The sequence below is a fragment of the Bacteroides sp. 1001136B_160425_E2 genome, from assembly GCF_015559655.1.
In the GTDB taxonomy this organism is placed as follows: domain Bacteria; phylum Bacteroidota; class Bacteroidia; order Bacteroidales; family Bacteroidaceae; genus Bacteroides; species Bacteroides luhongzhouii.
On the sequence record NZ_JADMQH010000009.1, the window covers coordinates 81,401 to 102,371 of the forward strand.

Annotated in this window: 21 protein-coding genes, 2 tRNA genes and 1 pseudogene; 17 read left to right on the forward strand and 7 right to left on the reverse strand. The window is 41.5% G+C overall.

Features of this window, described 5'->3' with window-relative positions; translation table 11 throughout:
• The first annotated feature begins 39 nt into the window (after nt 1-39).
• Nucleotides 40-708, forward strand: a complete 669-nt coding sequence (locus tag I2I04_RS10720) for a Crp/Fnr family transcriptional regulator (RefSeq protein WP_195471764.1) — start codon at nt 40-42, stop codon at nt 706-708.
• Nucleotides 709-806: 98 nt separating this feature from the next.
• Here I2I04_RS10720 and guaA read toward each other — a convergent pair whose 3' ends face one another.
• Together guaA and mscL are read right to left on the reverse strand one after the other, a co-directional pair.
• Complete coding sequence (guaA, locus tag I2I04_RS10725; RefSeq protein WP_143258096.1) at nt 807-2,330, reverse strand: glutamine-hydrolyzing GMP synthase; 1,524 nt, start codon at nt 2,328-2,330, stop codon at nt 807-809.
• A 131-nt stretch (nt 2,331-2,461) separates the two neighbouring features.
• Nucleotides 2,462-2,908 (reverse strand): large-conductance mechanosensitive channel protein MscL, encoded by a 447-nt coding sequence (gene mscL, locus I2I04_RS10730; protein WP_195655002.1) that lies wholly within the window; start codon nt 2,906-2,908, stop codon nt 2,462-2,464.
• Between the two features lie 142 nt (nt 2,909-3,050).
• On the opposite strand from mscL, the gene gap reads away from it, so the two are divergent.
• The 7 genes from gap to I2I04_RS10765 all read left to right on the forward strand — a co-directional run bounded on the left by gap (nt 3,051) and on the right by I2I04_RS10765 (nt 10,316).
• Complete coding sequence (gene gap, locus I2I04_RS10735; RefSeq protein ID WP_004316172.1) at nt 3,051-4,061, forward strand: type I glyceraldehyde-3-phosphate dehydrogenase; 1,011 nt, start codon at nt 3,051-3,053, stop codon at nt 4,059-4,061.
• Between the two features lie 173 nt (nt 4,062-4,234).
• Nucleotides 4,235-6,295, forward strand: a complete 2,061-nt coding sequence (locus I2I04_RS10740) for a M3 family metallopeptidase (RefSeq protein ID WP_143258093.1) — start codon at nt 4,235-4,237, stop codon at nt 6,293-6,295.
• 24 nt (nt 6,296-6,319) lie between these two features.
• Nucleotides 6,320-6,835: a DUF4847 family protein gene (locus I2I04_RS10745; RefSeq protein WP_195655003.1), complete on the forward strand. Its 516-nt coding sequence runs from the start codon at nt 6,320-6,322 to the stop codon at nt 6,833-6,835.
• An 8-nt stretch (nt 6,836-6,843) separates the two neighbouring features.
• The gene (locus I2I04_RS10750) at nt 6,844-7,293 is read left to right on the forward strand and encodes a dCMP deaminase family protein (protein ID WP_143258091.1); all 450 of its coding nucleotides are present in this window, start codon (nt 6,844-6,846) and stop codon (nt 7,291-7,293) included.
• 30 nt (nt 7,294-7,323) lie between these two features.
• A complete protein-coding gene (locus tag I2I04_RS10755) occupies nt 7,324-9,075 on the forward strand; it encodes a S41 family peptidase (RefSeq protein ID WP_195655004.1) in 1,752 nt (583 codons plus the stop codon).
• The gene (locus I2I04_RS10760; protein ID WP_229067624.1) at nt 9,053-9,580 is read left to right on the forward strand and encodes a 5-formyltetrahydrofolate cyclo-ligase; all 528 of its coding nucleotides are present in this window, start codon (nt 9,053-9,055) and stop codon (nt 9,578-9,580) included. Before I2I04_RS10755 ends, I2I04_RS10760 begins: the two co-directional genes overlap by 23 nt.
• Entirely contained in the window at nt 9,525-10,316 is a 792-nt protein-coding gene (locus tag I2I04_RS10765) for a histidinol-phosphatase (protein WP_195655005.1), read from the forward strand. The genes I2I04_RS10760 and I2I04_RS10765 overlap by 56 nt, the downstream gene beginning before the upstream one ends.
• Here the strand turns inward: I2I04_RS10765 and I2I04_RS10770 are convergent.
• Both I2I04_RS10770 and recF read right to left on the reverse strand, forming a co-directional pair.
• Nucleotides 10,303-10,590 (reverse strand): DUF721 domain-containing protein, encoded by a 288-nt coding sequence (locus I2I04_RS10770; protein WP_004316165.1) that lies wholly within the window; start codon nt 10,588-10,590, stop codon nt 10,303-10,305. The genes I2I04_RS10765 and I2I04_RS10770 overlap by 14 nt on opposite strands.
• The gene (recF, locus tag I2I04_RS10775; RefSeq protein ID WP_143258088.1) at nt 10,580-11,695 is read right to left on the reverse strand and encodes a DNA replication/repair protein RecF; all 1,116 of its coding nucleotides are present in this window, start codon (nt 11,693-11,695) and stop codon (nt 10,580-10,582) included. Before recF ends, I2I04_RS10770 begins: the two co-directional genes overlap by 11 nt.
• 160 nt (nt 11,696-11,855) lie before the next feature.
• On the opposite strand from recF, the gene I2I04_RS10780 reads away from it, so the two are divergent.
• The 8 genes and pseudogenes from I2I04_RS10780 to I2I04_RS10815 all read left to right on the forward strand — a co-directional run bounded on the left by I2I04_RS10780 (nt 11,856) and on the right by I2I04_RS10815 (nt 17,794).
• Nucleotides 11,856-12,539, forward strand: a complete 684-nt coding sequence (locus tag I2I04_RS10780) for a tetratricopeptide repeat protein (RefSeq protein ID WP_004316163.1) — start codon at nt 11,856-11,858, stop codon at nt 12,537-12,539.
• Between the two features lie 152 nt (nt 12,540-12,691).
• The gene (gene ribH / locus I2I04_RS10785) at nt 12,692-13,186 is read left to right on the forward strand and encodes a 6,7-dimethyl-8-ribityllumazine synthase (protein ID WP_143258087.1); all 495 of its coding nucleotides are present in this window, start codon (nt 12,692-12,694) and stop codon (nt 13,184-13,186) included.
• Nucleotides 13,187-13,236: 50 nt separating this feature from the next.
• A tRNA-Tyr gene (locus I2I04_RS10790) sits at nt 13,237-13,319 on the forward strand.
• Nucleotides 13,320-13,327: 8 nt separating this feature from the next.
• Nucleotides 13,328-13,400 (forward strand) — tRNA-Gly (locus I2I04_RS10795).
• 217 nt (nt 13,401-13,617) lie between these two features.
• Nucleotides 13,618-15,027, forward strand: a complete 1,410-nt coding sequence (locus tag I2I04_RS10800) for a Gfo/Idh/MocA family protein (RefSeq protein WP_143258480.1) — start codon at nt 13,618-13,620, stop codon at nt 15,025-15,027.
• A 115-nt stretch (nt 15,028-15,142) separates the two neighbouring features.
• Nucleotides 15,143-16,033, forward strand: coding sequence for a YitT family protein (locus tag I2I04_RS10805; protein WP_143258086.1), 891 nt, complete (start codon nt 15,143-15,145; stop codon nt 16,031-16,033).
• A gap of 243 nt (nt 16,034-16,276) precedes the next feature.
• Nucleotides 16,277-16,642 (forward strand): annotated as a pseudogene (locus I2I04_RS10810) (beta-galactosidase); the annotation flags it as partial.
• A gap of 63 nt (nt 16,643-16,705) precedes the next feature.
• On the forward strand, nt 16,706-17,794 hold the full coding sequence (locus tag I2I04_RS10815) for a phosphotransferase enzyme family protein (RefSeq protein WP_195655006.1): 1,089 nt from the start codon (nt 16,706-16,708) through the stop codon (nt 17,792-17,794).
• Nucleotides 17,795-17,950: 156 nt separating this feature from the next.
• Here the strand turns inward: I2I04_RS10815 and I2I04_RS10820 are convergent, their stop codons facing one another.
• From I2I04_RS10820 to truA, 3 genes are read right to left on the reverse strand one after another with little or no spacing between them, the layout of a single operon-like run.
• Entirely contained in the window at nt 17,951-18,616 is a 666-nt protein-coding gene (locus I2I04_RS10820; RefSeq protein WP_195473336.1) for a DUF3256 family protein, read from the reverse strand.
• A 45-nt stretch (nt 18,617-18,661) separates the two neighbouring features.
• The gene (locus tag I2I04_RS10825) at nt 18,662-19,564 is read right to left on the reverse strand and encodes a DMT family transporter (protein WP_143258083.1); all 903 of its coding nucleotides are present in this window, start codon (nt 19,562-19,564) and stop codon (nt 18,662-18,664) included.
• An 18-nt stretch (nt 19,565-19,582) separates the two neighbouring features.
• Nucleotides 19,583-20,332: a tRNA pseudouridine(38-40) synthase TruA gene (truA, locus tag I2I04_RS10830; protein WP_195473335.1), complete on the reverse strand. Its 750-nt coding sequence runs from the start codon at nt 20,330-20,332 to the stop codon at nt 19,583-19,585.
• A 128-nt stretch (nt 20,333-20,460) separates the two neighbouring features.
• Here truA and I2I04_RS10835 point away from each other — a divergent pair, with 128 nt between their 5' ends.
• Nucleotides 20,461-20,958: a hypothetical protein gene (locus tag I2I04_RS10835; RefSeq protein ID WP_195655007.1), complete on the forward strand. Its 498-nt coding sequence runs from the start codon at nt 20,461-20,463 to the stop codon at nt 20,956-20,958.
• The last annotated feature ends 13 nt before the right edge of the window (nt 20,959-20,971 follow it).

Consider the following 20,971-nt stretch of genomic DNA (forward strand, 5'->3'; position numbering starts at 1 on the left):
TATGAGTAAATTTGTACGATTAACAAGAGATTACAACATATGGAAACAATGTTCGACACTTTGCTCCAATTGCCTTTATTTCAAGGTCTTTGTCATGAAGATTTCACAAGTATTCTGGATAAGGTCAAACTACACTTTATCAAGCATAAAGTGGGAGAAACTATCATTGAGAGTGGTAGTCCGTGTAAACAACTTTGCTTCCTGTTAAAAGGCGAGGTTTCTATCGTCACAAATTCCAAAGAAAATATATACACCGTCATCGAACAGATGGAAGCACCTTACCTGCTGGAACCACAGTCGCTGTTTGGCATGAACACCCATTACACTTCTGCTTATGTAGCACATACGGAAGCGCATACTGTCAGTATCAGCAAAGCATTCGTACTTAGCGATCTGTTCAAATATGAAATATTCCGGCTCAACTATATGAATATCGTAAGTAACCGGGCACAAAATCTTTACTCCCGCTTATGGGAAGAACCGACACAGGATTTAACAGAAAAAATCATTCGCTTTTTCCTGTTGCATTGTGAAAAGACACAGGGAGAAAAGATATTCAAAGTAAAGATGGACGATCTTGCCCGTTACCTAGACGATACCCGGCTGAATACTTCGAAAGCGCTCAACGAACTACAAGACAAGGGATTATTAGAGTTACGCCGGAAAGAGATTCTTATTCCGGACGCGCAGAAGCTGCTTAGAGAGTAGATACGGACACTGACCAATCAAAAAAAAGCAACTATCCATCATAAAAATAGCCTCAACAGGAATTCCTATTGAGGCTATTTTTATGTGATAAAGTGTTATTATTCCCACTCAATAGTTGCTGGCGGCTTGGAACTGATATCATAGGTTACACGGTTCACTCCTTTTACCTTATTGATAATATCATTTGACACCTTACCCATAAATTCATAAGGTAAATGTGCCCAGTCGGCTGTCATGGCATCTGTAGATGTCACAGCACGCAAAGCAACCGCTCTTTCATAAGTACGCTCATCTCCCATTACACCTACAGACTGTACCGGCAACAAGATAACTCCTGCCTGCCATACTTTATCATACAATCCCCAGTCACGCAATCCCTGAATAAAGATATCGTCAGCATCCTGTAGAATACGTACTTTTTCAGGAGTAATATCACCCAGAATACGCACTGCCAGCCCCGGTCCCGGGAACGGATGGCGGGTAATCAGATGTTCCGGCATCCCCAACTCACGACCTACCCGACGAACCTCATCTTTAAACAGCAAACGAAGTGGCTCACACAATTTCAGGTTCATCTTTTCAGGAAGTCCGCCTACATTATGATGACTCTTAATCACTGTACCCGTGATAGACAATGACTCAATGCAATCCGGATAGATTGTGCCTTGAGCCAACCATTTCACATCTTTAATCTTATGAGCTTCTACATCGAACACATCAATGAAACCCTTACCTATAATCTTACGTTTAGCTTCCGGTTCAGCCACTCCAGCCAGTTCTGTAAAGAACTTTTCGCTGGCATCAACGCCAATCACATTCAGACCGAGACATTCGTAGTCCTTCATCACATTCTTGAACTCATTCTTACGCAGCATACCATGATCTACAAAGATACAAGTCAAGTTCTTGCCGATAGCCTTATTCAGCAGCACTGCCGCAACAGACGAATCGACTCCACCACTCAAACCGAGAACGACCTTATCATCACCCAACTGCGCTTTCAGTTCGGCAACCGTGCTTTCAATAAAAGAAGCCGGTGACCAGTCTTGCTTGCAACCGCAAACATCTACCACAAAGTTCTTCAGGATTTGAGTTCCGTCTTCGCTATGGAATACTTCCGGATGAAACTGAACACCCCATACCTGCTCCCCTTCTATCTGATAAGCTGCAATCTCTACTTTATCCGTTGAAGCTATTTTCTTGAAACTAGCAGGAATGGCAGTAATCGTATCTCCATGACTCATCCACACCTGCGACCCATCACGTACTCCTTTAAACAGCACATTATCTTTGCAGAAAGAAGCCAAATGAGCACGTCCATACTCACGTGTTCCGGCCGGTTCCACTTTTCCGCCATTGGTGTATGACATAAACTGTGCACCATAACAAATACCCAATATCGGATATTTACCACGAATTTCACTCAAATCTACTTTGAAAGCATCTTTATCGTAAACCGAAAAAGGACTTCCGGAGAGAATGACTCCTTTAATAGTCGGGTCTTCTTTAGGAAATTTGTTATAAGGAACAATTTCACAATACGTATCCAATTCACGTACACGACGGCCTATGAGCTGTGTTGTCTGCGAACCGAAATCAAGAATTATTATTTTTTCCTGCATATCAATGGTTGGATTTTGAATAAATTGAGTTGCAAAAGTAGAAAAAAGTACGCAATCTATATTAATAATGAAGAGAAAAATGAAGGAGATTCACAAGTTTACACCTGGAATCTCCCTTATTTTAATTAGAATCAACTATTCTTTTCTTTCAGCAAATCACGTATCTCCGTCAACAAAACTTCTTCCTTCGTTGGCGCAGGAGGAACTGGAGGAGCAGCCGCTACTTCTGCCTGTTTTTTAGTTGTCAGTTTCGTAATCAAACGTATAAATAAAAATATAGCAAAAGCGATAATCAGAAAATCAAAGGTGGCCTGCAGAAACTGACCATAATCCAATGTCACAGCCGGAGCAATCTCCTTACCGTCAGCACCGATCTCTGCCGCTTTCATCACCCATTTCAAATCCGTAAAGTTCACACCGCCAACCAGTAAACCAATCGGAGGCATAATAACATTAGCAACCAATGATGATACGATTTTTCCAAACGCACCACCAATAACAACACCGACAGCCATGTCTATGACGTTGCCTTTCATAGCAAACGCCTTAAAGTCCTGTAAAAATGTACTCTTTCCCATCTTTTTTCAATATTTAATGTGAATTTAATGTGCGAATATAAAAACATTTTTGTAATTTTGCACCGCATTTGAAAATAAAACAAGTGCGGAGGTAGAGAGATATTTGAACAAATATTATAAAACCCTTAAAAGTTTAAACAAAATGATTAAAGTAGGTATTAATGGATTCGGACGTATCGGACGTTTCGTTTTCCGCGCTGCAATGACAAGAAACGATATTCAAATCGTAGGTATCAATGACCTTTGCCCGGTTGATTACTTGGCTTACATGCTGAAGTATGACACAATGCACGGTCAATTCGACGGTACTATTGAAGCAGATGTTGAAAACAGCAAATTGATCGTTAACGGTCAAGCTATCCGTATCACAGCTGAAAGAAATCCGGCTGACTTGAAATGGAACGAAGTAGGTGCAGAATACGTTGTTGAATCTACAGGTTTGTTCTTGAGCAAAGACAAAGCTCAGGCTCACATCGAAGCTGGTGCAAAATATGTTGTAATGTCAGCTCCTTCTAAAGATGACACTCCAATGTTCGTTTGCGGTGTAAACGAAAAAACATATGTAAAAGGTACTCAATTTGTATCTAACGCTTCTTGTACTACTAACTGTTTGGCTCCTATCGCTAAAGTATTGAACGACAAGTTCGGTATCCTTGACGGTTTGATGACTACAGTTCACTCTACAACTGCTACTCAGAAAACAGTTGACGGTCCTTCTATGAAAGACTGGAGAGGTGGTCGTGCTGCTTCTGGCAACATCATCCCTTCTTCTACTGGTGCTGCTAAAGCTGTAGGTAAAGTAATCCCTGCATTGAACGGCAAATTGACTGGTATGTCTATGCGTGTTCCGACTTTGGACGTATCTGTAGTAGACTTGACAGTTAACTTGGCTAAACCAGCTACTTACGCTGAAATCTGCGCTGCAATGAAAGAAGCTTCTGAAGGCGAATTGAAAGGTATTCTGGGTTACACTGAAGATGCAGTAGTTTCTTCTGACTTCTTAGGTGACGCTCGCACTTCTATCTTCGACGCTAAAGCAGGTATCGCTTTGACTGATACTTTCGTTAAAGTTGTATCTTGGTATGACAACGAAATCGGTTACTCTAACAAAGTTCTTGACTTGATCGCTCACATGGCATCAGTAAACGCTTAATTAGAAGCCTGAACCATATAGAAAACCGCTGCGGGAAACCGTAGCGGTTTTTTTATACATTTCATTTTATATATTGTTAAAAAGCAACGTGTTATCCGTTGAATAAGCTACAATTTTAGTAGCTTTGTACCTCTATGGAGAGATTATTAATAACATTGATACTAGTTTGCACTATGAACAATATAACAAATGCCCAGAATCCTTTCTACGGGCAATACCATACGCCGCACGAAACCGTGCCGTTCGACCGGATTGAAACTGCACATTATGAGCCTGCTATCCTCGAAGGAATCAAGCTACAAAATGCTGAAATAGAGGCTATCATACAGAACCCGGAAAAGGCTGATTTTACCAATACGATAGAAGCTTTCGAAGAGTCAGGGGAATTACTGGATAAAGTAGTTGCCGTCTTCGGCAATATGTTGAGCGCAGAAACGAATGACGATTTGCAAGAACTCGCTCAAAAAATTATGCCGTTGCTTAGTGAACACAGCAATAATATCACACTGAATGAAAAGTTATTCGCACGTGTGAAAGAAGTGTATAACCAAAAAGAAACTTTGCAACTGACGCAGGAACAAAAACAGTTACTGGAAAATGCATACAACAGTTTTGTTCGCCATGGTGCCAATTTGGAAGGAGAAGCGCGGGAAGAATACCGCCGTCTGACTACCGAATTAAGTAAACTGACGCTTACTTTCAGTGAAAACAACCTGAAAGAGACAAATGCCTATCAGATGCTGTTGACAAAAAAGGAAAGTCTCGCCGGATTACCCGAAATTATCATAGAAGCAGCTGCCGAAACAGCTAAGAGCGAAGGAAAAGAAGGATGGGCATTCACGCTTCATGCTCCAAGCTATGTTCCTTTCATGACATATTCCGACAATCGTGATTTACGCCAGAAGTTGTATATGGCTTATAATACAAAATGTACGCACGATAACGAATTTAACAATATTGACATTGTAAAAAAGATAGCTAATACACGCATGAAAATAGCCCAATTATTGGGATACAAAGATTATGCGGAATATACGCTAAAGAAAAGAATGGCTGAAAACAGCGAGGCTGTATACAAGCTGTTCAACCAACTACTGGAAGCATATGCCCCTACCGCACAACAGGAATACAAAGAAATCCAAGAACTAGCCCGCGAAGAGCAGGGAGATGATTTTGTTGTAATGCCTTGGGACTGGAGTTATTACTCAAACAAACTGAAAGACAAAAAATTCAATATCAATGAAGAAATGCTTCGTCCTTACTTCGAATTGGAACAAGTGAAGAAAGGAGTGTTTGGGCTGGCAGAAAAGTTATATGGAATTACCTTCCGGAAAAACACAGAGATTCCGGTTTATCATAAAGAAGTGGAAGCCTTTGAAGTGTTTGATAAAGATGGAAAATTCTTAGCTGTCTTATACACTGACTTCCACCCGCGTTTAGGTAAGCGCGCCGGAGCTTGGATGACGAGCTACAAAGACCAATGGATAGATAAAAAGACTGGTAAAAACAGTCGTCCGCATGTATCTGTTGTGATGAACTTCACCAAGGCCACCGAGAATAAGCCTGCTTTATTAACATTCAATGAAGTAGAAACATTCTTGCATGAGTTCGGACATAGCCTGCATGGTATATTTGCCAATTCCACTTACAGAAGTTTAAGTGGAACTAATGTGTATTGGGATTTTGTGGAGCTTCCTTCGCAGATTATGGAAAACTTCGCCATAGAGAAAGATTTCCTCAATACATTTGCCCGTCATTATCAGACAGGAGAAGTTTTACCGGATGAATTAATAAAACGTCTTGTAGACGCTTCTAATTTCAATGTTGCTTATGCTTGTCTGCGACAACTAAGTTTCGGTCTACTTGATATGGCGTGGTATACTCGCAACACTCCTTTTGAAGGAGACGTGAAAGTTTATGAACAGGAAGCTTGGAAGGATGCACAAATATTGCCGGTTGTACCAGAAGCTTGCATGAGTACACAGTTCTCCCATATCTTTGCTGGTGGATATGCTGCCGGATACTATAGCTATAAATGGGCAGAGGTACTGGATGCCGACGCTTTTTCATTGTTCAAGCAAAAAGGAATATTCAATCAAGAAGTTGCAGACTCATTCCGCAATAATATTCTGTCGAAAGGAGGAACGGAACATCCGATGATACTTTATAAACGTTTCCGCGGACAGGAACCGAGCATTGATGCCTTATTAATCAGAAATGGAATAAAAAAGTAAGTATTAAGTTATTAGATATAAAATATGAAGAGAAGTATATTTCAAATAGTAGGATTGCTTTTATTGCTTCCTTTATTTTCAGGATGTAATGATTCGGACGATGTAGCTGCTATCTTTACAGGAAAAACCTGGAAACTAAATTATATCACGGTAGATGGAGGTCATGAGATGTTTGGCTTTTGGGAGAATGAGGAACAGGAAAAAGCAAGTATTAAAGAGCTTAATAAGAATGATACATACAACATCGTATTTGATGGCACAGTAGATGGAGATGTAATTAACGGAAATATAAAAGGGACTGTAATTGCAACCAGTACTTTTGAAGGAAAATGGAGTGCCAACGCCAAGAACAACAGTTTTAAAGCTACAGTTACCACTGCTGGTAATTATGGTAACGACAAACTCGCCAAAAATTTCATAGAGGGGCTTAATGCTGCCACATCTTATGAAGGAGACAGTAACAACTTATACCTTTTATACAAACCAGCATCCGGTAAACAAACTTTCCGTATGGTTTTCCGGGTAGTAAGTAATAAATAGTAAACAACATGGACACTAAAAAGAAACAATTAGAACTTGACAAACGTTATATACGCATGGCCAGTATATGGGCTGAAAATTCCTATTGTCAACGCCGTAAAGTAGGAGCTTTAATTGTTAAGGATAAAATGATTATCTCCGACGGATATAACGGAACGCCTTCCGGTTTTGAGAATGTGTGTGAAGATGAAAACAATCTGACAAAGCCATACGTTCTGCATGCGGAAGCAAATGCCATTACCAAAATAGCACGTTCAAACAACAGTAGCAACGGTGCTACCATGTACGTCACCGCCTCTCCTTGCATCGAATGTGCGAAGTTAATCATACAGGCAGGAATCAAACGGGTAGTTTACTCCGAGCATTATCGCCTGGAAGATGGAATTGAGTTATTAAAACGAGCGGGAATCGAAGTTATCTACACAGAATTAGATGACCATTCCTCTCCGAATAAATAAGAAGACGAACGTTTTAAAAAAGGAATAGACATGAGTACAAAAAACTCTTCACGTTTTACACCTGTCATCATAGCAGTCAGCGTGGTAGTCGGGATTCTTATCGGTACATTTTATGCCAAGCATTTTGCCGGCAACCGTTTGGGTATTATCAACGGTTCCTCCAATAAGCTAAACGCATTGTTACGCATTGTAGATGATCAATATGTCGACACCGTAAACATGGCCGACTTAGTGGAAAAAGCTATGCCGCAAATTCTGGCCGAATTAGACCCACATTCAACTTATATCCCTGCCCAAAATCTCGAAGAAGTCAACTCGGAACTGGAAGGTAGCTTTAGCGGAATCGGTATCCAGTTTACCATACAGAACGACACCATTCATGTGAATGCAGTCGTTCAGGGTGGCCCTTCTGAAAAGATAGGATTGATGGCGGGCGACCGTATCGTTACCGTAGACGATAGTTTGTTTGTCGGTAAGAAAGTAACTAACGAACGGGCTATGCGCACTCTGAAAGGTCCAAAAGGTTCACAAGTGAAATTAGGAATCAAACGAACGGGAGAAAAAGACTTACTGCATTTCAACATCACCCGCGGAGACATTCCTCAAAATACCGTTGATGCAGCTTATATGCTAAACGATGACATCGGTTACGTGAAAGTCAGCAAATTCGGTCGTACCAGTCATGTAGAATTGTTGAATGCACTGGCACAACTCAACCATAAAAAATGCAAAGGTCTGATCATTGACCTCCGCGGTAATACCGGAGGATATATGGAAGCTGCCATCCGCATGGTAAATGAGTTCCTGCCCGAAGGAAAATTGATCGTATATACTCAAGGCCGTAAATATCCACGTGCAGAAGAATTTGCCAACGGTACAGGTAGCTGTCAGAAAATGCCACTCGTTGTATTGATTGACGAAGGTTCTGCTTCCGCCAGTGAAATCTTCACCGGAGCTATTCAGGATAACGACCGGGGTACAGTTGTCGGACGCCGTTCCTTTGGTAAGGGACTCGTACAACAGCCTATCGACTTCAGTGATGGTTCAGCTATCCGCCTGACAATCGCCCGCTACTACACTCCTTCCGGACGTTGCATCCAACGCCCGTACGAAAGTGGTAAAGATCGTAACTACGAACTGGATTTATATACCCGCTACGAACATGGGGAATTCTTCTCACGCGACAGTATCAAGCAGAATGAGAGCGAACGTTATAACACCAGCCTGGGACGTACTGTTTATGGTGGTGGTGGTATCATGCCGGATATATTCGTACCGCAAGATACAACAGGAGTCACCTCTTATCTTTCTACTGTTATCAACCGGGGACTGACTATTCAATTCACATTCCAGTACACTGACAACAACCGGAAGAAACTTAGCCAATATGAAACAGAGGAAGAATTACTGAATTATCTTCGTCATCAAGGATTGGTAGAACAGTTTGTTCGTTTTGCCGACAGTAAAGGAGTGAAAAGAAGAAACATCCTCATTCAAAAGTCATACAAACTATTGGAGAAGAACCTCTTTGGTAACATCATCTACAATATGCTTGGACTGGAAGCTTATCTTCAATATTTCAACAAGACAGATGCTACCGTCATTAAAGGTATTGAAATACTTGAAAAAGGAGAAGCTTTCCCAAAAGCTCCGGTAGCCGTCGAGGAGGAAGAAGTGACAAAGGAGAAAAAAGATGGAAAGAAAAAAAGAACTGCGCAAGCATATAGCATTACTGAAGACCCAACACGCGGATTCGACTATGCGAAAGCTGCAATCAGCTAACATACTGACCGCCCTTGAAGCCCATCCGGCTTTCAGGGCGGCAAATACCGTACTACTATACCATTCGCTAAATGACGAAGTAGATACACATGCGTTTATCCGGAAATGGAGCGATAAGAAGCAAATCCTGCTCCCCGTAGTAGTAGGCGATGACTTAGAGCTTCGGATATATACCGGACCCGAAAATATGTCAATCTGTGGTGTCTATGGCATAGAAGAACCAACCGGGGAAGCATTCACAGACTATGCAGCCATCGACTTCATCGTTGTTCCCGGAGTAGCTTTCGACGTAAAAGGTAACCGTTTGGGACGGGGAAAAGGATACTACGACCGCCTCTTGCCGCGCATACCATCAGCCTACAAAGCTGGGATTTGTTTCCCGTTTCAATTAGTAGAAGAAGTTCCTGCGGAATCATTCGACGTCCGCATGGATATAATTATAACAATCAATGAAGACGAATTATCACACCCATACCACCCGCTGCCATCATGCGACAGGGAGTGACGAAGAATTTGTTTTAAGCGCCATCAAAGGCGGCTATCAAGAATTAGGCTTTTCAGACCACACTCCGTGGAAATACCACACCGATTACATCTCCGACATCCGAATGCTTCCCGAAGAGCTACCGGGATATGTGGAAAGCCTCCGTTCGCTGCAAGAGAAATATAAGCATCAAATCAGTATAAAAATAGGATTGGAATGTGAATACTTTCCTGAATATTTACACTGGTTAAAAGGAATCATCAAAGAATATAAGCTAGATTATATCATCTTTGGAAATCACCATTTTCATACAGATGAGAAGTTTCCCTATTTCGGTCGGAATACAGATTCGGTAGACATGCTCGAACTCTACGAAGAGAGTGCTATTGAAGGAATGGAAAGCGGACTATTTGCCTACCTTGCCCATCCGGATCTATTCATGCGTTCCTACCCGGAATTCGATCATCACTGCAAACTGGTCAGCAGACATATCTGCCGGACAGCAGCACGGTTAAACCTACCATTGGAATATAATCTCGGTTATGAAGAGTATAATGACATTTATGGAATTACCACCATTCCCTACCCGGATTTTTGGGAAATAGCTGCCCATGAAGGTTGCACCGCGATCATCGGTGTAGACGCACACAATAATCAATATCTGGAAAATCCTTTTTATTACAACCGTGCAACCGAAACACTCCGAGAACTGGGTATAAAGGTTATAGACAGAATCCCTTTCCTCAACGAAAAATAATGTTTGTAATAACCATAGCGCCGACTCTCTGATTGAGTGTGCGCACCAATACTTCACGCCCCATCATCAACTCCTGCCGGAGAGCTGCAGAAGTAAGATGCACATACAATGTCTGATTACGAATATAAAGATTGCTGGTATAAGCCGCCGCCGGTCCCAAGACTTGAGGCCAGGCATCCAACAGTCTTTGCTCGTTCAGCGGAGATTCCAAACTCTCCTGACGAAGAAACTGTTGAATCAGTTTTCCTATTTGTTCGGCATCATTACGCTTCATTGTCAGCCCCCATTTCTTGGATTGTCCCCTCCTCTACACGAAATATTTTATAATCACTACCTACCTTATGCAAAATACGGTCGAGATGTCCCCGGTTTGTATCTGTTATAAATATCTGCCCGAAATTGTCTCCGGCTACCAGCTTCACTATTTGCTCTACACGGGAAGCATCCAGTTTATCAAAAATATCATCTAATAATAATAAAGGAACAGTTCTGCCCGTGCGTTTCAAGAAATCAAACTGTGCCAGTTTCAATGCCACCAGATACGTTTTATTCTGTCCCTGCGAACCTTCTTTCTTTATCGGGAATTCACCCAACAGCATATTTAACTCATCCTTATGAATTCCCCGCAAAGAGAACCCCATTATCTTATCCCGCTCCCTGCTCTGCTTTAACACTTCCAGCAAAGAAGCATCCCGCGCATGAGACTCGTAAGACAATTCCACAGTCTCTTTATCCTGAGAGATAAAAGAATAGAAAGATTGGAAAATAGGAATAAACTCCCGGATAAACGCTTCACGTTTGCGGAATACGATTTCGCCGGCTTGAGACATCATTTCCTCCCATACAAGAAACAGCTCCTCCTCTATCGGGAACTCGCTCTTCAGCAATGTATTACGCTGCACCAATGCTTTATTATACCGTATCAGTGCTTCAAGATATTCTTTATCATACTGCGAAATCACTACATCCATAAACCGGCGACGTTCATCACTTCCTCCGGCTATCAATTCTGAATCGGCAGGCGAAACCATCACCAAAGGCAGGAAGCCGATGTGGTCCGAGAAACGACTATATTCTTTCTTATTCCGCTTAAACTGTTTCTTCGAACGACGTTTCATCCCACAATAAATCTCTTCAGGAGTCCCGTCCTCCGCTTCATAGAACCCCTGTATGACAAAGAAGTCTTGTTCATGACGAATATTCTGAGAATCAATCGGATTGCCGGAGCTTTTACAGAAGGACAAGAAATACACAGCATCCAACAGATTCGTCTTCCCCATCCCATTCAGTCCGAAAAAACAATTCAGTTTGGCAGAGAATCCCAACTCCACCTCTTCCAGATTCTTATAATTTAATATGGATATTCGTTTCAGTATCATTGTATACACGTTAATTTGTTCACAAAAGTAGCAAGATTTTCGTGGTTTTCGGGTGTAAAACAAAAAAAGATGCTTCTAAATTTCGTTTGTAGACATAAAAAAACTACTTTTGCGAGTCGAAATATCAAACTGTGAATAATAACAAAAAGAATCATATAAAATGGCAGAACAAAAGAATCAGAATGAACATCTGAACGTAGAAGATGCACTGACACAATCGGAAGCATTTCTTATCAAGTACAAAAACGCAATTATTGGCGGTGTTGTTGCTGTGATTATTATTGTAGCAGGTTTTATCATGTACAAAAACCTCTATGCTGAACCACGTGAAGAAAAAGCACAGGCAGCTCTTTTCAAAGGACAGGAATACTTTGAGCAGGATGCTTTTGAGCAGGCTTTGAACGGTGACAGCATCGGCTACACAGGTTTCCTGAAAGTAGCTGATGAGTACAGCGGAACAAAAGCAGCTAATTTGGCTAAAGCTTATGCCGGTATTTGCTACGCACAACTTGGCAAATATGAAGAAGCAGTGAAGATGCTGGATAGCTTCAATGGAAAAGACCAAATGGTTGCGCCGGCAATCTTGGGCGCTGCAGGTAACTGCTATGCACAACTTGGCCAACTGGACAAAGCAGCTTCTACTTTACTGTCGGCAGCAGACAAAGCCGACAACAACACATTAAGCCCGATTTTCCTGATACAAGCCGGAGAAATCCTGGTAAAACAAGGAAAATATGACGATGCTGTAAACGCTTACACTAAGATCAAGGATAAATACTTCCAGTCTTATCAAGCTATGGACATCGACAAATATATCGAACAGGCTAAATTGATGAAAAAATAACATACCTTATTATATAAGGAAATCGAGGCACGGATTACACCGGATTAAGCGGACTATCTATTAAAACCGTGGAATCCGTGAAATCCGTGCCTTTCTTCTTGATTTTCCATGCTCTCAAACTTCATTTTATAATTCTCAACTTTTAATTTACTATGGCAACAGCTTACCATAACTTATCCGAATATGATTTCAATTCCGTTCCGAATGCAGAAGCAATGAAATTTGGCATCGTCGTATCCGAATGGAATTTCAATATTACCGGTGCTTTACTGAAAGGCGCAGTCGATACATTAAAAAAACATGGAGCAAAAGACGAAAATATTTTGGTAAAAACTGTACCGGGAAGTTTCGAACTTACTTTTGGCGCCAATCAAATGATGGAAAATTGCGATCTTGATGCAATTATTGCAATTGGTTGCGTAATTAAAGGAGATACTCCACATTTTGATTATGTTTGTATGGGAGTAACCCAAGGAATTACCGAATTAAACGCAACTGGCGATATACCAGTTATTTACGGATTAATTACCACAAATACGATGGAGCAAGCAGAGGATCGTGCCGGTGGCAAACTGGGTAACAAAGGAGACGAATGTGCAATTACTGCAATAAAAATGATCGATTTTGTTTGGAGTTTAAATAAATAGTTGTATCTTTGCACCGCAATTGAGAAACAAACCTCCTCAAAAGCAAAAAAGGGCAAATACCAGAGTGGCCAAATGGGGCAGACTGTAAATCTGCTGTCTTTCGACTTCGGTGGTTCGAATCCATCTTTGCCCACAAAAATTGCGGAAGTAGCTCAGTTGATAGAGCATTAGCCTTCCAAGCTGAGGGTCGCGGGTTTGAGCCCCGTCTTCCGCTCTTTAAAGAGAATCTGAGAAATTGGATTCTCTTTTTTTGTTTTACTTTAGACCACTAAAATTATGAAAGATTCTCCGACACAATCGCACGTACCCCGGTTAGCACACCCTCCTATATAAAATATCGGTTATAAATATAAATAATTGGCTAATTAATTACTATTTTTGACACGTAAATGAAAAACAGCGTATAACCCCTATTAGAAACTTAAAATATGATGAAAAAACTACTCATAGCCACTGCTATCGGCTTGGCCTTGTTAACCTGGCACACCAGTTGTACTCAACAGCCAAAGGCTTCGGAAGCCTTTACTCCTATCAAAGTAGAGACTCCTACCCGCCCTGCCGGACAAGAAGATGTAATCCAACTCGTTACTCCTAAAATTGATACCGTACGTGTCGGTTTCATCGGCTTAGGAATGCGTGGTCCCGGTGCCGTAGCACGCTGGACTCATATTCCGGGAACTAAGATTATAGCGCTATGCGACCTGCTTCCCGAACGTGTTGAAAAATCACAAGAAATTTTGAAAAATGCCGGACTCCCTGCAGCTGCTTCTTACAGCGGAGAGGAAGATGCATGGAAAAAACTTTGCGAACGGGACGATATTGATCTTGTATACATAGCTACAGACTGGAAGCATCATGCTGCAATGGGTGTCTATGCCATGGAACACGGCAAGCATGTAGCCATCGAAGTTCCTGCCGCTATGACATTGGATGAAATCTGGCAGTTAATCAATACTTCTGAAAAGACCCGCAAACATTGTATGCAGCTCGAGAACTGTGTATATGACTTTTTTGAACTGACTTCTTTAAATATGGCACAACAGGGCGTATTCGGAGAAGTGCTTCATGTAGAAGGTTCATATATCCACAACCTGGAAGATTTCTGGCCTGAATACTGGAACAACTGGCGAATGGATTATAATCACCTACATCGCGGTGACGTATATGCAACTCATGGCATGGGCCCCGCTTGTCAGGTACTTAATATCCACCGTGGCGACCGTATGAAGACATTGGTATCTATGGATACGAAAGCTGTCAATGGGCCGGCTTACATTAAGAAACAAACAGGAGAAGAAGTGACCGACTTCCAAAATGGTGACCAGACTTCGACTTTGATTCGCACAGAAAATGGCAAAACGATGCTAATCCAGCACAATGTAATGACACCCCGTCCATACAGTCGTATGTATCAGATAGTGGGAGCCGATGGTTATGCAAGCAAATATCCGATTGAAGAATATTGCCTGAGACCTTCACAAGTTGATTCTAAAAATGTGCCTAATCATGAAAATCTGAATGCACATGGCTCTGTACCTGAAAATGTAAAGAGAGCCTTGATGGATAAATATAAAGATCCAATTCACATAGAGTTGGAAGAAACTGCCAAGAAAGTAGGCGGTCACGGTGGTATGGACTTTATCATGGACTACCGTCTGGCATATTGCCTGCAAAATGGATTACCATTAGATATGGACGTTTATGACCTGGCAGAGTGGTGTTGCATGGCCGAACTTACCAGACTTTCCATCGAAAACAATTCTGCTCCGGTAGAAGTCCCCGATTTCACTCGCGGCGGATGGAATAAAGTACAAGGCTATCGTCACGCTTTTGCAAAATAAAAAAAGAATATATCCTTTTAGTACGAGCATAATGAACCAATCCGGCTTCTCCCCCAAAGCCGGATTATTCATGGGGCCGTGTTTGAACATTTTATAGATTATCATAATCACGTTTATGAAAACAGTTATTCCAAAACCTTCTAAGCAAAGCATTATCCGTGAAGCCAGAGATTATGTAATGATTGCCATCGGCATGATTTTGTATGGTATCGGTTGGACCGTTTTTCTACTTCCGAACGATATCACGACCGGAGGAGTACCGGGTATTGCTTCTATTGTATATTGGGCTACGGGTTTTCCCGTACAGTATACGTACTTCAGCATCAACTTCTTTCTATTGTTACTGGCCCTCAAATTGCTGGGGATGAAGTTTTGCATTAAAACTATTTTTGGAGTGTTTACCCTCACCTTCTTTCTGTCTGTCATCCAGAAGCTGACAGCAGGTTTCGGCCTCCTCCACGACCAGCCCTTTATGGCATGTGTCATCGGAGCATCCTTCTGTGGAGGCGGTATAGGGGTTGCTTTTTCGGCAAACGGAAGCACAGGAGGTACGGATATTATCGCAGCCATCATCAACAAATACCGGGACATCACATTAGGAAGAGTAGTACTTATCTGCGATATGATTATTATTTCTTCCAGTTATTTTGTCTTAAAAGACTGGGAAAAAGTGGTGTATGGGTTTGTAACTCTTTATATTTGTAGCTTCGTTCTCGATCAGGTAGTGAATAGTGCACGCCAATCCGTACAGTTCTTTATCATATCCAATAAATATGAAGAAATAGGACGGCATATCAACGAGTATCCACACCGGGGAGTTACGATAATCAATGCAACCGGCTTTTATACAGGACGAGAAGTAAAGATGATGTTCGTATTAGCCAAAAAGAGGGAATCGCCTATCATCTTCCGGTTGATTAAAGATATAGACCCGAATGCATTTGTATCACAAAGTGCTGTCATCGGAGTTTATGGAGAAGGATTCGATCATATCAAAGTAAAATAAAAAAGAAATGAAGAAACAATATTGAGAAACATGAAATTTCGACCAACCCCCAATTTATTAACAGGCATTTTCATGGGAATATTTTCCCTGACAACATTTAATGTAATGGCTGAAAAAGCTGTGAAAACTTATTGGCAGGATGTACAGGTAGTTGAAGTCAACAAGGAGTACCCACGTACTTCTTTCATGACATACAACAATCGCGCTGATGCCTTGAGCGGCAAGTTCGAACGGAGCAAGTATTACCGCTTGCCGGTACAGATGAACAATGTACAATACTTTGGCCGTGGTCCGGAAGAAAACTATATCGACCGTAATCATGGAACACTCGTTGGCATATATAAGACAATAGCAGATAAAATGTACTTCAACTATGTACGTCCACAGGAAAACGGACATCACACCGATACCCGTTGGATCGTTTTATCTCCCGCCAAAGGAAACGGTCTGGTTTTGGTAGCCGACAGTACGATCGGTTTCAATGCCTTGCGCAACTCTATCGAAGACTTTGACTCTGAAGAGGCCTTGCTCCACCCTTACCAATGGAATAACTTTAGCCCGGAAGAAGTAGCCGATCATGATGAGAATGCCGCCCGTAATGTATTACGGAGCAATGAAGCAGCTAAATATGATTATCGATAACCTTAGTATAAATTTTTAAAGAAAAAACCCATGAAAGATTTATCTAGCATTGTAGCTAAATTTAAAGTCCAAGGTACGATTGAAGAAATCAAACCTTTGGGTACAGGACTTATTAACGACACTTACAAGGTAAACACCAAAGAAGCAGATACTCCCGACTACGTTCTGCAACGCATCAATCATGCCATTTTTCAGAATGTAGAAATGCTTCAATCCAATATTACTGCTGTCACCAATCACATTCGCAAAAAACTGGCGGAAGCAGGAGAATCGGATATAGAACGCAAAGTGTTGAGCTTCCTCGAAACAGAAGAGGGTAAGACATACTGGTTCGACGGTGATAACTATTGGCGTATGATGGTATTCATCCCACGTGCCAAAACGTATGAAACGGTGAATCCCGAATTTTCAAATTATGCTGGAGAAGCATTTGGCAACTTCCAGGCCATGCTGGCCGATATTCCGGAAACATTGGGTGAAACCATACCTGACTTCCACAACATGGAGTTCCGTCTCAAACAATTACGTGAAGCTGTTGCGAAAGATGCTGCCGGACGGGTATCGGAAGTGAAATACTATCTGGATGAAATAGAGAAGCGTGCAGATGAGATGTGTAAAGCCGAACGTTTATATCGTGAAGGAAAGCTCCCCAAACGTGTTTGCCACTGCGATACGAAAGTGAATAACATGATGTTCGACGAGAATGGTAAAGTGCTTTGCGTCATCGACCTGGATACGGTAATGCCCAGCTTTATTTTCTCCGATTATGGGGATTTCCTCCGTACAGGTGCCAACACGGGTGATGAAGACGATAAAGACCTTGATCGTGTAAACTTCAATATGGAAATATTCAAAGCGTTTACTAAAGGTTACCTGAAAGGAGCCAAATCATTCCTGACTCCAATTGAGATTGAGAATCTCCCTTATGCAGCCGCTTTATTCCCATACATGCAGTGTGTACGGTTCTTGGCAGACTATATCAATGGAGATACTTATTATAAAATAAAATATCCGGAACATAATTTGGTTCGTACTAAAGCACAATTCAAATTACTTCAAAGTGTGGAAGCCAACACACCGGAAATGATCGCATTTATCAACGAATGCTTGTCAAATTGAGAATTAAAAATTGAGAAATAAGCTACGCTGCGGTGTAGCCATTTCGAGATATTCTCAAGATAAAAAAATATAAGGCAACTAACTCGTAAAGAATTGGTTGCCTTTTTTGATATCTTTAATCAAGGATATTATTGAATAATCCCAATTTCTCAATTTTTAATCCTCTATTTTCAATTTAACAAATGCTCCATTCTTCCAATGATAGACAATAGGACGACGGAGAAATGGTTTCAGCTTCTCTGCCATCTCCTTTGCCATATAGTCAGGAGTAGTTAATGTTACAGTCAGTTCTGTATTTTCTTTATTAAAATCGGCTTTCATCAATAGCATATCTGCCGAACGGCGTGCTTCGTCAAACTCATAAACGCCTGCTGAATCCGGAGTATTCAGAAAGTCGCCCATCACAGGCAGAGTAATAAAGAGAGATGCTGTAAGCGGTTTCCAGTCATCTGTATAGAAACGGATGCTGCTGTCGCAGGCAGGCGCACAAGCAGTAGAGACTGTACAGATCACACTCGTCGAGTCATTCAAAGCCAACACTTTCATCTGCCAGGTAGATTGAGGCGACATCTGCATACGGATATAATCTTTACTTAGATCAGTCATCTCCGACTTCCTGCCGAAACGGTTCTCTACTTGCGCTTTCATCTTACTTTCCAGAAAGTCAATACAATCTTCCCGGTTTACTTTGGTAAGTAACGGGCTTAGAGAATCCGGCATATTCACAAACAGTGTTTTGGCTTCTTGTGCCCAAAGAGCGGTCGAAGCAAAGAGTCCGACAGCAGAAAAGAATATAGTGATTACAAGTTTATTTATTTTCATATCTATCTTATTTAACCTGTGACAAACAGATTTTGTGTAACTGTTTTAACTTTTAGACCCCAAATATAAGAATATCATTCCGATTAACACCAGTATAAGGTCAATCGCTTTGCTTTTTAAATTCTTTTCACGGAAGAAAAGTGCACCGAAAGTGAAAGAAACCACCACACTTCCCCGACGGACCATCGAAACAATGGAAATCATAGAATCGTCATAACTCAATGCGTAAAAGTAAACGAAATCGGCAGCCGAAAGGAAGATAGAAATCAGGATAATCGTCCAGTCCCAGCGAAACGGAGTGGTAGACTTTCTTTTAGGCCACCAAAGCAATAACAGGATAGGACACATAATAAACACCTGATAAACATTATACCAGGATTGTACCAGCATCGGATTCAGAGATTTCATCAGATATTTATCATACAATCCGCTGATAGCACCTGTAATGGCAGCCAGCACGATAAAGAAGATCCATTTGTTATGCTTAAAATCAATTCCTTCTTTCTTCCCCGAACGACTTAACATAAAGAAAGAGGCAATGGCCAGCATTACCCCGATCCATTGATAGAGATTCAACCGTTCGCCAAATACCAGCATCGCTCCCACGAGCACCATCACCGGACGGGTAGCATTGATAGGTCCCACTATGGTTAAAGGTAGATGTTTCATTCCGAAATATCCGAATATCCACGAAGCCAACACGATGAACGACTTGATAATAATATATTTATGCTGTTCCCAACCAACAACGGGAACATTAAATATCGTCCCTCCCAACAGGTCCGGTTTATATACGGATATCAGGATAAACGGCAGAAAGATGAGACTGGAAAAAAATGTATTTAGAAACAAAACGGGAAGTACCGCATTATCTTTCAACGATTTCTTCTTGAATACATCATAAAAGCCCAGCAAAGTAGCCGAGAGAAATGCTAATAATAACCACATGAGAATATCTATTATTTATTATTCAAATATACTTTCGGGATATTCCACATTTACCAGAAACAGGGCTTGCCCCGGAGCAGATGTTCCGGCTTTGCAACGATCTTGTTGTTCGATAACCCGCCGGAAGCCTTCAACAGTAAGTTTCCCCCGTCCCACTTCAATCAGCGTACCTACGATGGCTCGCACCATATTTCGCAGGAAACGGTCGGCACGGATGGTAAATACCCAGGTAGCATCATCTTCCTGTGTCCACTCGGCATGAGTGATATGGCAGATATTGGTTTTTACATCCGTATGAAGTTTACTGAAGCTCGTAAAGTCAGTGTACTCGAAAAGGGTACGTGCAGCTTCGTTCATGAGTTTATAATCCAACTGATTATAAATCCGCCAACGATATTGCCGGTTAAAAGGATATTTCGATGTCGTTACATAATACTTGTAAGTTCGCGCAGTCGCATCAAAGCGGGCATGCGCATCCGGCCGGACCCGGCAAACACGATAAATGGAAATATCGGGAGGTAGCAGACGGTTTAATTTATCGGCAACAGATATTTCATCCAACGGTTCATCAAATTCAAAATGAGCGACCATCAGAGAAGCATGCACTCCCGCGTCCGTACGGCCTGCTCCTATTATTTCTATTTCGCGACGCAGAAAGGTAGACAATGCTTTCATCAGGCATTCCTGCACACTAATCCCATTCGGTTGAATTTGCCAACCGTGATAGTTGGTCCCGTCATAAGCCAAATAAATAAAATACCTTTGCACGCTAATTCCTCTTTTTAGGGTTTTCGCTCGCAAAATTAGTCATTTTATCTCATTTATCTTTGTATAATTCGCATAAACCTGTATATTTGGAGAACAAAATAATCATGATTTGCTAATACTTCACAATTATGAGTAGTACCATTTTCCTTATTATTGCCCTTGTGACAACAGGAATATTTGCAATCCAATTCATTCTATCCATCTTTTTCGGAGATATAGATGCAGATGTAGACGTGGATGCTGATATCAGTAGCGTAGTCTCCTTTAAAGGACTGACTCATTTCGGAATCGGATTCGGTTGGTACATGTATCTGGCGGGAAACACAGAGATTCAGAGTTATGTCATCGGTATTCTGGTGGGGCTTTTCTTTGTTCTTGCTGTGTGGTTCCTTTATAAGAAAGCCTATCAACTGCAACAAGTGAACCACACCGAACAGACCGATCAGCTTGTGGGACGGGAATGCGTGATCTATTTCAAACAAAGCGACAGCAAATATACAGTACAGACCACCCGGGACGGAGCCATGCGCGAAGTAGACGTCATCTCCGAATCCGGAAAAGCATATCAGACTGGCGACAGAACGATTATCACCAGCTACAAAGACGGAATGCTATTCATTCAATAATTATTCAAATACA